The organism is Blautia sp. CGZ-1-C1 (genome assembly GCF_056504575.1).
Genome location: NZ_JBWLUT010000090.1, coordinates 88,153 through 100,402, shown reverse-complemented (window position 1 = coordinate 100,402; position 12,250 = coordinate 88,153). Strand labels below are relative to the sequence as shown.

Below are 12,250 nucleotides of genomic sequence, written 5' to 3'. Positions count from 1 at the left end.
CAGAAAGCAGTTTTTACAACAGCACCTGTCGCAAGAAGTTCAGCCAGAACGCCATTCTTAGCCAGTTCCATATAAATCGGAGTACTTGCCGGATAAACACTTAATGTAAATGCATCTGCACCAATGCTCTTGCCTTTAAGGATATCAGCTGCTGCACAGATATTCTCAAAACCGCCACCGGCACATCCGGCAATAATTCCCTGCTCTACATAAAGCTTGCCATCTACTACTTTATCTCTTAATGTATAAGGAACTTTTCCGTCCAGACTGATCTGTGCTTTCTTCTCAACATCTGCAAGAATATCATCCAGATTTGCTTTCAGTTCATCAATTGTATAAGTATTGCTTGGATGGAACGGCATTGCGATCATTGGTTTGATCTCGCTAAGGTCGATTTCCACGCAGCCATCATAGTAAGCAGTTTCGCCTGGTTTCAGTTCTTTGTAATCTTCGCTTCTTCCATGAATCTCATAGAATTCCTGAATCTTCTCATCTGTCTGCCAGATAGAGGAAAGACAGGTAGTCTCTGTTGTCATTACATCCACACCGATACGGAAATCAGCACTTAAATTAGCAACACCAGGTCCGACAAATTCCATAACTTTATTCTTCACATAGCCATTCGCAAATACTTTTCCGATAATTGCAAGGGCAACGTCCTGAGGACCTACGCCCGGACGAGGAGAACCTGTAAGATAGATTGCCACTACTCCCGGCATATTGATATCATAAGTCTGGGAAAGAAGCTGCTTAACAAGCTCCGGTCCGCCTTCTCCCATTGCCATAGTTCCCAGAGCACCGTAACGGGTATGACTGTCGGAACCGAGGATCATTTTACCGCCTGCCGCAAGCATTTCTCTTGCAAACTGATGGATAACTGCCTGATGAGGCGGTACATATACGCCGCCATATTTCTTGGCACAGGTAAGTCCAAACATATGGTCATCTTCATTAATGGTTCCACCTACTGCGCAGAGAGAGTTATGACAGTTGGTCAGGACATATGGCACCGGGAACTTCTCAAGTCCCGAAGCGCGGGCTGTCTGAATAATACCAACAAAAGTGATATCATGGGAAGTCAGTTTATCGAATTTGATCTGAAGCTTCTCCATATTTCCGGAAGTATTGTGTGCTTCCAGAATTGAATAGGCAATGGTATTCTTCGCTGCATCCTCTTTGGAAACAGGAACATCTGCCTGATTCTCCGGAACAATCTTCTGACCATTCAGTAAATATACACCGGTATCGTATAATTTCATAATGTATCCTCCATTCTGTTTTTTTGTGCCATGTACACTTTGACACGCTAATTTATGGAAATTTAAAGTTAATTATAGTGTATTCCTATTGATTAATCAAGCCTGTGACGATAAGTATTTTCTTAAAAACAAACTCTGCAGGCATTTTTTAATCTGTTTCCTGACCTGTAAAATGTAAAATAATCTGAGATAAAAATATTTCAAGACAAAGAAATCCCCCGGAAAGTAAGGAGTCACACACCTTCCAGGGGATTCTTGGCTAAATCATAAGAGGTATTGGCATTACCAACTGTACAGTGTCCAATGGTAATCAGCCTTTAACAGCTCCGGATACCATACCTTTGATAATTTCTTTACTGAATGCGAAGTAGAGAACAACAACCGGCGCCATCGTGATCAGCATGGCTGCCATCTGCTTCGGATAGTCAGATGCAAACTGTCCTTTGAACTGTGTCAGTGCAAGCGGTACGGTCTGCAGACTTACGTTTTTCAGCAATACCAATGCGAAAGAGAATTCATTCCAGCAGCTGAACACCTGAATGATTGCTACTGTTGTAAGGATTGGACGGCAGATAGGAAGAATAATCGTCCATAATGTATGGGTGAAGTTACTTCCATCGATTGCCGCTGCTTCTTCCAGTGAAACCGGAATTGTTTTTACATAACCTTCTACCAGGAAGATTCCCATTGGAAGGCCGAAGGAAACATATGGCAGAAGCAGTGTAAACCATCTGTTGTTGATTCCACATCTCTGGAATACAACATAAATCGGAACCAGAAGGGAATGAATCGGAATCAGCATACCCATCAGGAACATTACATATAACACACGGTTCAGTTTGAAATGAACACGTGCAAGGATATATCCAACGATAAAGCTGAACAGAATGATCAGGATAATGGAAAGTCCTGTTGTTCTGACACTGTTCATCATGGACTGTCCCAGATGATAATCCTTATTGCTGAGAATCTTTATGTAGTTGATCAATGATGGATTTTTCGGCAGACCCATGATATCCGCATTAAATACTCGTTTCTCTTTCAGAGAAGAATATACCATCCATACGATCGGGAAAATACAGGACAGGGAGAAAATGATAAGGATCACATTCATGATCACTGCCGCAATCCCGTTTCTCACTTTATGAGTTTTAGGTACGTTCTTATTCATAATCTTATGCCTCCTTTCCCCTTGTCAGATATTTGATAAGTCCCTGTGAACCTCCGATTACCACGAGAGACAATACGAAGATCGCTACAGAAATACAGCTACCATATCCCATGTTACTCTGATTAAAGGATACCTGATATCCATACATTGCCATAACCATGGATGCTGTACCAGGACCACCTTTTGTCATAACATAAATGTTATCGAAAGCTTTCATATTACCGGCCACGCAGAGGGTAATACATACAAGCATTGTGTTCTTGATCAATGGCAGAGTAATGTACCATGCTGTCTGGATTCCATTTGCTCCGTCAATCTGTGCACTTTCAAAAATTTCTGAGTCAATTGATGAAATAGCAGAAAGAATAATTACCATATAATATCCAATGAACTGCCAAATCAGAGGAATCGTTACACAAAGCATAACAATATCAGAATTATTCAGCCATACCTGACAGAGATCCGGTCTTCCGATTGCTCTTAAGAACCAGTTGATCAGACCATATTTATTGTGGTAGATCATGTTCCAGATCAAACCAATACATACTGCTGCGATCGTACTTGGGAAGAAACCGAATGTACGATGCATTCCTTTTAATTTAGTGGATTTGGCATTTACCATAAGAACAAGGATAAATGCGATACCAATCTGTCCGATGATACATGCAATTACCAGATAAAGGTTATGTCCAAAAGACTGCCAGAATGTAGAATCATGAACCAATTGGACGTAGTTAGCAAGTCCATTAAATGTTTTCTGCGGGCCGCCTTTCCACTCAAAAAAGCTGTAAACCAGCGCAGTTACCAATGGGACAAATACTGTAAATACAAACATTAAAACGGGAACAAGCAAATATAAAATAAGCGTTTTCTTTTTGGGCTTAATTGTTGTCAACATATGCTGTACCTCTCTTTCCTGAAAATCCCTATATACTATTACAGAAAAGTCAGCCCATTCATATAATAGTATTCTGTCATTACCGATCACCTAATGAACAGTAATACAAAACCGTTCCGCCCACCACAGTGGGCAGAACGGTTACTTTTTCATTGCATCCGCAACCGAAGCATGATTCCTCTTCGATTCGAATCAGATATTAATAGTTCTCTTCGTATGCTTTCTGAGCGTTTTCAGCTACTTCTTCAGGTGTCATTTCACCATTCATCATAGTCTGAAGGTCTGTGTTAAGAACATCCCATACTGCACTGTTGATGTAGGAGTCATAAATCTCGCATTTTGTTGTATCAACATATGAGTAGTTGTAGAAATCCTGTGTGATCTGGTCAAATTTGCCCAGGTCAACATCGTCTGTCTTTGTTAATCCGCCGAGTGCATAGTTCTCTGCTACATATGTAGAGAATGCAGGTCCTGTAACTTCCTGTGCAAGGTCGATAGCTGCTGCTAATTTATCAGGATCATCTGCAACCTTAGAATTGATTGCTACAGCGTATCCAAGACCGATATTCTGGGGAATCCGGATCTTCTGTTGCATCTGCAGGCTGTGGAAGAACTGCAAATCCGATGTTGTTGAATTTCTCTTCATCGCTGTCTTTCAGAGTTGCTGCAATGTAGGATTCATCCCAGTTACCACCGATGAATGCTGCTGCATCACCAGAGATATAGTATTCACGTGCATCTTCGTTTGTCACTGAGTTGTAATCTTCGTTGAAGATATCTGTTTCTGTAAACAGGTGCTGTGTTTCTGCCAGAGCTTTTACAAACGCTTCATCTGTAAATGCTGCGCCGCTCTTGTCAATCAGGCTCTGGAACCAGTCTTTACCTGTGTATCTGTCACCAAGTGTAGAAAGGAAGTCACTGTTTGCCTGCCATTTTCCACCATTACCAAACGCTACAGTGTCGATTCCCTGCTCTTTGAAGTATTCGGAAGCTTTCTCAACATCTTCCCATGTTGATGGGAACTGATCGTATCCAGCCTCTTTCCACATTGCTTTGTCATAGATAACTACTGTACAGGTACCACCTGTCAGTACAGGGAAGCCGTAAATCTTGTCGCCATCTTTGAATGGTGTAAAGTAATCCTGATCATACTGATCATAATATGGAGAAGCTTTAATGGTATCTGTCAAGTCCATGACCAGTCCCTGCTCAGCCCATGCCTTTGTATTCATACCCTGAAGAAGGAATACATCCGGAAGGTTGTCAGCTGCTGCAAGAGTAGCAATCTGTGTTTTGTATTCTGCGTTTGCAAGAACGTTCTCGTTTAAGTTGATGTCCGGATGAGCATCGTTCCATGCTGCTAATACTGTACGGAATCCATCGGAACCACCATTTCCTTCAGATTCTTCGGATGTGGAGTAATGCATGATTTCCAGATCTCCCTTGTAAGCAAGATCAGACTGTGCAACGTCTGTTGCTGCGCTTGCCACAGATGCTCCCATCATAGATGATACTGTTGCTGCTGCCAGTGCAATTGCCATTACTTTTTTCTTCATTGTGTGTCCTCCTTTAATAATAAATAAATGATTTCGTACCCTTTGGTGTGTGGTGTTTCTTACGCTTATACTTTCGAAACACATTTTTCGATTAAGCTTTGTTTGATTTCGCTCTACTTAATCGTTTTCTTTCCTTTATTAAACAGCATATCATCCAATTTGTCAATGGGATTTTTACTTAAATTATGCTTTTCGTATAGATTGTATTATATTTAAGCTTTTGTATTGTGTATTTTTACTCAAATCGTTTTCGTCGCACATTACCATATACCTCTATTTTTCGACATTTTCAATATTTCTGACTAATTTTCAATTTTTAAACGTAAACGTTTTCGTTAATATTCCGACACCGGCTCCCAGATTTCTTCCATATTTTGTTTTCCTTTACTTCCGATTCCAAATCCGCTATACTAGTGTACCGACAAGTTGATTCTTGAAACAATCTTGCAGGATAAATTTTCTTATTTCAAGGCGGAGGAGAGAGGCGTAGCGGTGGCTACGGCGACCGACGACAACGCGGAAATAAGAAATTTAGACGTAAGATTGTTCAAGAAATCAACTTGTTGGTACACTAGTACAGCGAATATTAAGTAACTGCTTCGCAGTTTATCAGGAGGATATATAATGTTTCGTTTATGGGGAAAAATCTGGAAAGATAACCATTTGTTAAAAGACACTGTAATTTGTGATGATTCAGAAGATACCAGGACTCATAAGATTTTCCGGGGACTGGAAAGTATCTGCTATGAAATGGATCTGGGCAATCCGATCTGGCTGGAGTCTACCATCAAACATTTTAAGAAACATGGAAAGGCAAGATTTTATCAGGATAATTTTATAGAACAGATTGATTTTGACTACCTGGAGATTCAGGTAATTGAAGAAGACGACGATTATTAATTTATTTTATCTGCCTGTTCTGCCATGAAATATTCATGGAATTACTATAGACATCTCATGGCAGTTCTGCAGATAAATTTTTCGTAACTGCTCAATACCTTAACAGTTTCTATATTTTTTCACATGTATTTTTCTATTCCATAAATTCTCTTATGATTTCTCTCATTATCTCTTCCTCTTCCGGCGTAAGCATCCGGCTGAAATGACTTCCGGCTGCGGCTGTCTGACGGATACTCTCCGCAATATGATCTATGATTTCTTCCTTTGCAGCTTCGTTTGGTTTCTTTTCCGCCGGAACTTCTTCAACCCAGGTTCTGACATGTTCCACATAATCAGAAAGCGTATTCATAAGAAGTTCTTCCTTGTACGTAAAATCCAGTGCCTGTCTTAGCAAAAGCAGCGCTGCAGGGATGATCGCACCCACATACAGATATGCCAGCGGCATACCATCCCATTCTCCATTTCCCGAATAGAGAAAAAAAACCGCTCCCAAAAGCGCAGTACAAAAAAGTGACGGATACCATACAAGCCGGTTCATGCGGTTTAACAGCTTGTCTCTTGTTTTCCACAGGTTCATCCATTTCTCTTTGAGATTTGTTCTTGTCTCTGTATTTTTTCTTATCAGTCTTCGGTATGTAAGATGTGTTGCCAGCATCCCCAGTGCGCCCAGTCCGCCCAATACCACCATGGCGTAAAGCAGGAGATGCAGATCCATGATTTTCTCCAGCATAACATCCTCCTGATTCCGGCAGTTCCCGGTATTGCTTATTATTTCCTGCAATAAGAATAAGAGAAACTTACCTAGATCGATTAAACTGATAGAATTATTATACTGCGGACAACCATGTCAGGAAACAAAAATCGTTCATCAAATTCTTCCATAAAAAAACAGAATCCCCTCTTTGTGTATCAGAGTATGTTTAAAAACTTTTTGCAAACATGCTCTGGCACATAAAAAAGAAGATTCTGTTTCTTTACTGTTCCTTTATTATGATGTCAGGATCAAAAGATCTGTTAAATATTCGGAACCCGCTGATTTACATATTCTGCAATTTCCCGACTACTTCTTCAAATTTCATAAAGTGAGAAGCTTTTACAAGAATGGTATCTCCATTCTGTACAATTTTTTTCAGATCTGCAAGCAGGCTTTCTCTGTCCGGTTCATAAATTACTTTCAGTTCCGGATTGGTCTGCTGTGCTTTCTCTGCCATCTTTTTACAAAGATTTCCGGTACAGATAAGCACATCAATATCGCATTTGCCGGCATGCTCGCCCACTTCTTCGTGAAGCTGTACTTCATTCTCACCAAGTTCACCCATATCGCCAAGAACCGCAACTCTTCGTCCTGCTCCATCCTGAAGAACATCCAGGGATGCTTTCATGGACATTGGATTTGCATTATAGCAGTCATCCACAATCAGGAATTTGTCCGTCTCAATCATTCTGAAACGGCCGCTGATTGGCTCAAGACTCTCGATTCCGGTTTTAATCTGCTCAGTTGTCAGCCCATAAATATTTCCGACTGCTGCTGCCGCCAGCGCATTATATACCATATGACGTCCCGGCATTGGGATATCTACTTTAAATGCAGTGTCTCCCATGTGGATCATACAGGTCATTCCTTTTAAGCCTCTGCTTACGATTTCATCCCCATAAACCTGACAGTCTTTGTCCATCCCAAAGAATACAGGTTTAATTTCTTCATGGCCTTTGACTGTGGCAAGTTTATCATCATCGCCATTTAATACGATATGTCCGTCTGGTCTCAGGAACTTGAAAATCTCTGTCTTCGCCTTGAGAACGCCGTCTCTGTCTCCCAGGTTTTCCAGATGACATGTTCCGATATTGGTGATTACGCAGGTATCCGGTCTTGCGATCTTTGCAAGTCTGGTCATTTCTCCGAAATCACTGATTCCCATCTCAAGAACTGCCATCTCATCTTCGTCGCGAAGCCGGAAAACAGTGAGCGGCAGACCAAGTTCATTATTAAAGTTTCCCTGTGTTTTCAGTGTGCGGTATTTCTGACTCAGCACAGAAGCAATCACCTCTTTTGTACTCGTCTTTCCTACACTTCCTGTGATTCCCACAACAGGAATCTGAAGCTGTTTCAGATAAAATTCCGCAATATCTTTTACTGCCTGTAATGAGGATTCCACTACAATGTATGGAAAATCTGCGTCCTCAAGTACTCGCTCTGATAAAGTTGCCAGTGCTCCTGCTGCCATTACCTGTGGAATAAATTTATGTGCATCCACACGCTCTCCCACGATAGGCACAAACAGACATCCGTTCTCTGCTTTTCTACTGTCTGTAATGATTGATGTTACCTCTTCCTGCAGTTTATCTGCAGAACCATAGTAAGTACCGCCGCAAACCTGTGCGATATTTTCCAGAGTTAAATTCTTCATAATCTTTTTTATTTCTTCTTTCCTGTTATCATAATATACTGAATTACTGTTCACTCCGTTCTCAGTAACGCAGTCAAAATTTCAGATTGCCTGCGGCAATGGAGTTTTTGCCTTTTCATGCCGCAGCCCGTATTAATTATTTGTATTTCTTCATGGATACTTCAATCAGTTTCTCACATAACGTCGGATAGTCGATTCCCAGGACTTTCGCTTCCTGAGGAATCAGGCTGGTCGGGGTCATTCCCGGAAGTGTGTTTGCTTCAAGGCAATACATATCTCCATTTTCCTTCATCATGAAGTCAAGACGGCAGTAGCCTTCCATAAATAATGCCTTTGCACCTGCTTCTGCGTAGTGCTGCATTTTCTCTGTGAGTTCCGGTGAAATCTCAGCCGGACAGGTTTCAATCGTTGATCCTGCCTGATATTTATTCTTATAATCATAGAAGCCCTGTATCGGAGCAATCTCAATGATTGGATATGCCTTGCCGTCTACAACTGCTACTGAGAACTCACGGCCTTTGATGTATTCTTCTATTACGACTTCATCCTCGTAGGAATATGCGTCTTTCAGAGCCTGCTCATATTCTGTCTGGTCATTTGCAATATAAACACCTACACTTGAACCACCACAGCAGGTTTTTACAACTACAGGGAATTCCATTTCAAATGCACTCAGGTCTGTAGTCATTTCCTCTTTCGTCATAGATACTCCGCGTGGTGTCGGCACATTGTTCACAAGGAACATCTGCTTTGTAATTCCCTTATCCATTGCCATGGCGCTGCTTAAATATCCGGTTCCTGTATATTTGATTCCCATCAGGTCAAAAGTTGCCTGTACTTTTCCATCTTCTCCGTTTGCTCCGTGAAGTCCAAGGAAAACGATATCTGCTTCTTCACAGAGTTTCAGAATATTCGGTCCGAAAAAGCTTCTTCTTTCCTTCTTCATCTGCTCAATTTTATCATTAAATGTTGACATATATTCAGATGCCGCATCAACATCATATTCTGCCGGGAATGGATCTTCCCAGTTTACATTCTCAACACCACAGAAAATATCTACAAGGATAGCCTGATGCCCTTTCTGGCGTAATGCCTTACAAATTCCTGTTCCTGATGTAATGGAGACAGTACGTTCTGTACTTGTTCCTCCCGCTAATACTACGATTTTCATTTCTCTTCTCCTTTATTCATAAATCACAACTGGTGTATTCTTCTCAACATTGCTGTATATGATCTGTACCTGATCTGACGGTGCACAGATACTTCCATGTGTTCCCTCGAATTCATAAAGCTGTTCTCCGAAAGCCGTTCTCCATGGAGCATCATTGATTCCAAGATTTCCGTTAAATGGAATCCAGTAATTTACTGCTGAAGGATAATCTTCTCCGTTTACGGTGCATCCGCTCTTTATCTCACCTACTGTATAGCAGCCTGTCGGTGTTGCACAGTTTGGCACAAACGGATTTCCGGATACGATCTGCGCATCCGCAGTAGGTATTCCATCCTTATAGAATACCATTCTCTGGGCGGTCAGGTCAATCTCTATATAAGTATATCCGATATCATTTGTCTTTCGTACCAGACCTTCATGAGAATATATCGGCTCTCTGACCTGAGTTTCTCCATTCTGAATCAGGCTAAGCAGTTCTTTTGTTTCTGCTTTCTGGTCGATCTTCCAGCCATAGTCACCTCCGCCGACAGAAATCTCACGACCATCATATGTATTAAATGTCCGTTCGGTTCCAACGGTATCATATTTTGCCGCCAGTTCACTGATATACGCTTCTATCTGATTTTTGTCAAGTGTGTAAAGACCATTTTCGTCTGTTGTCAGCCAGTTTTTAATTACTTCTTTATCTACTGTCTCTGTTCGGTCATCAAAATCATAGGTAACAACTACGTCTGTAAGTTTATTTATCAGCTCACAGTTCCTGACCAGAGTCTCATCATTTTGGTAGACTGCAGGTTCTTTGTAACAGCCATCTGCTTCCAGATCGATCGGGGTTCTTCCTGTGACAAGGGCATTTATGATATCCTGGCTGGTTTCTTCTGTCTTCAGGGCATTTCCCTGTTCTTCAGGAACAATCTCAAATTTATCGTTTTTCTCTTCGATATGAGCATCTAACGGTTCTGTTGTGTTCTCCGGCTGCATACATTTGAGGTTCGATATAGCTGTGTTTACTTTCTGCTCATCATATTTAACAGATGATGCGATTTCATAATTTTTGTGCTGATTAAAGGCAAGAAACCAGGTAAAACGAGCCTGTTTCTTAATCAGGTTATCCACGCTTCCATCTGACTCATAGGAAAGTCCTGCTGCTTCTGCTGTAATACTCTCCTGGCCGTTGTTTCTGGTATTAATCGTAAGGACGTAAGCTTCTGTTTTCTTTGTAAGCAGTTCTTCGGATTCTTTTACTGTCATGTAAGAGCAGTTGAATCCATTCACCATTGAGCCCGGTAAAAAATGTTCTGTAAAATAGTAAACACCGTAACCATATACTCCGGCGGTCAACAGAAGTAAAATTACGATCAGAGTGATCATGATCTTCTTTCTGGCGCTCATAACATTCCCCTTTCAAACTTATTTATAAACAGCAACCGCCCGGCAAATGATTATGCCGGGCAGTTTTAGTATACATTATTTATCCTGAAAGTAAAATACAGTTTATTCTGTTTTAAGCGTTCTCCAGTAATTTCTCTACACTTGTGAGTTTTACACAGAGTACAAATACTTCTGCTGCTTTTCCAAGGTCTTCCAGTGTCGGGAAGCTTGGCGCGATACGGATATTGGAATCTTTCGGGTCTTTTCCGTATGGATATGTTGCTCCGGCACCTGTAAGCACAACGCCTGCTTCTTTTGCTTTGGCAACGATTGCTTTTGCGCATCCTTCCATGGAGTCAAAGGAGATGAAGTATCCGCCATGTGGTTTTGTCCACTCACCGATTCCAAGGCCGCCGAGTTCTTTCTCTAATGTATCAAGAACCAGTTCGAATTTCGGACGGATGATTGCTGCATGTTTTCTCATATGTGCATGAAGTCCGTCAAGGTCTTTGAAAAATTTTACGTGACGTAACTGGTTTAATTTATCATGACCGATTGTCTGGATCTGCATGTAGCTGCGGAAATCTTCCAGGTTTGCTTTGGAAGCGGCTACTGCTGCGATACCGGATCCTGGGAAGCTTACCTTTGATGTTGATGTAAATTTGTATACAATATCAGGATTTCCGGCTTTTGTACATTCCTCAAGGATCTCTACGAGGAAGTCCTGGTTCTCATCATAGAGATGATGGATGCTGTATGCGTTATCCCAGTAAATACGGAAGTCAGGTGCTGCCGGTTTCAGTCTTGCGAAACGTTCTACTGTTTCTTTGGAGTATGTGTAGCCCTGTGGGTTAGAGTATTTCGGTACACACCAGATACCTTTGATTGCTGCATCTTCGCTGACAAGTTTCTCTACCATATCCATGTCCGGACCCTGTGGTGTCATTGGTACGTTGATCATTTCGATTCCGAAGAATTCTGTGATTTTGAAATGACGGTCGTATCCTGGTACAGGACAGAGGAATTTTACTTTGTCAAGTTTACACCATGGTGTATTTCCCATTACGCCGTGAGTCATGGAACGTGCGATGCTGTCGAACATTACGTTAAGGCTGGAGTTTCCGTAGATGATGATGTGGTCAGGATCTACTTCGGACATTTCGCCAAGGAGACGTTTTGCTTCCGGAATACCGTCGATCACACCGTAGTTACGGCAGTCTACACCTGTTTCACATTTGAGGTCTGAGTCGCTGCTTAATACGTCCATTAATCCCATGGAAAGATCAAGCTGATCGACTGCCGGCTTACCACGTGACATGTCGAGGGCAAGTCCCTGTGCTTTGATGTCTGCGTATTCTTTATCCAGCTGTGCTTTGAGTGCAAGCAGTTCTTCTCTGCTCATGTCGCTGTATTTTTTCATAATATTCCTCCTTGTTCTGCCATAGGTGGAAAGGGGTGATTCCGTATACTGCAATCATTTGTTTTTCCTGTGGCAACATTTTTTATGCTTTTTACA

The 12,250-nt window shown here is 41.6% G+C and carries 11 protein-coding genes; 1 reads left to right on the top strand and 10 read right to left on the bottom strand.

Features of this window, described 5'->3' with window-relative positions; all coding sequences use genetic code 11:
• The 5 genes from AC058W_RS07745 to AC058W_RS07725 all read right to left on the bottom strand — a co-directional run.
• Positions 1 to 1,259: hydratase (locus tag AC058W_RS07745; RefSeq protein ID WP_479389919.1), on the bottom strand; the 1,259-nt coding region annotated here is incomplete at its 3' end.
• Between the two features lie 310 nt (positions 1,260 to 1,569).
• The gene (locus AC058W_RS07740; protein WP_117844372.1) at positions 1,570 to 2,430 is read right to left on the bottom strand and encodes a carbohydrate ABC transporter permease; all 861 of its coding nucleotides are present in this window, start codon (positions 2,428 to 2,430) and stop codon (positions 1,570 to 1,572) included.
• Between the two features lie 4 nt (positions 2,431 to 2,434).
• Positions 2,435 to 3,328, bottom strand: a complete 894-nt coding sequence (locus tag AC058W_RS07735) for a carbohydrate ABC transporter permease (protein ID WP_117674875.1) — start codon at positions 3,326 to 3,328, stop codon at positions 2,435 to 2,437.
• Between the two features lie 199 nt (positions 3,329 to 3,527).
• The gene (locus AC058W_RS07730) at positions 3,528 to 3,923 is read right to left on the bottom strand and encodes a hypothetical protein (protein ID WP_479389918.1); all 396 of its coding nucleotides are present in this window, start codon (positions 3,921 to 3,923) and stop codon (positions 3,528 to 3,530) included.
• Positions 3,859 to 4,884 (bottom strand): ABC transporter substrate-binding protein, encoded by a 1,026-nt coding sequence (locus AC058W_RS07725; protein WP_479389917.1) that lies wholly within the window; start codon positions 4,882 to 4,884, stop codon positions 3,859 to 3,861. The genes AC058W_RS07730 and AC058W_RS07725 overlap by 65 nt, the downstream gene beginning before the upstream one ends.
• Positions 4,885 to 5,508: 624 nt before the next feature.
• Between AC058W_RS07725 and AC058W_RS07720 the strand changes: the two genes are divergently transcribed.
• Positions 5,509 to 5,784 carry a hypothetical protein gene (locus AC058W_RS07720; RefSeq protein ID WP_117674877.1) on the top strand — a complete coding sequence of 92 codons (276 nt, stop codon included), beginning with the start codon at positions 5,509 to 5,511 and terminating at the stop codon, positions 5,782 to 5,784.
• A 133-nt stretch (positions 5,785 to 5,917) separates the two neighbouring features.
• Here AC058W_RS07720 and AC058W_RS07715 read toward each other — a convergent pair whose 3' ends face one another.
• From AC058W_RS07715 to AC058W_RS07695, 5 genes are all read right to left on the bottom strand, one after another.
• A complete protein-coding gene (locus AC058W_RS07715; protein ID WP_117844371.1) occupies positions 5,918 to 6,514 on the bottom strand; it encodes a hypothetical protein in 597 nt (198 codons plus the stop codon).
• A 307-nt stretch (positions 6,515 to 6,821) separates the two neighbouring features.
• Positions 6,822 to 8,192, bottom strand: a complete 1,371-nt coding sequence (locus AC058W_RS07710; protein WP_118590681.1) for a UDP-N-acetylmuramoyl-tripeptide--D-alanyl-D-alanine ligase — start codon at positions 8,190 to 8,192, stop codon at positions 6,822 to 6,824.
• Between the two features lie 136 nt (positions 8,193 to 8,328).
• On the bottom strand, positions 8,329 to 9,363 hold the full coding sequence (locus tag AC058W_RS07705; protein ID WP_118247903.1) for a D-alanine--D-alanine ligase family protein: 1,035 nt from the start codon (positions 9,361 to 9,363) through the stop codon (positions 8,329 to 8,331).
• Positions 9,364 to 9,375: 12 nt separating this feature from the next.
• A complete protein-coding gene (locus AC058W_RS07700; RefSeq protein ID WP_118137932.1) occupies positions 9,376 to 10,755 on the bottom strand; it encodes a L,D-transpeptidase family protein in 1,380 nt (459 codons plus the stop codon).
• 112 nt (positions 10,756 to 10,867) lie between these two features.
• Positions 10,868 to 12,154 carry an aspartate aminotransferase type Ic gene (locus AC058W_RS07695; RefSeq protein ID WP_118590671.1) on the bottom strand — a complete coding sequence of 429 codons (1,287 nt, stop codon included), beginning with the start codon at positions 12,152 to 12,154 and terminating at the stop codon, positions 10,868 to 10,870.
• Between the last annotated feature and the right edge of the window lie 96 nt (positions 12,155 to 12,250).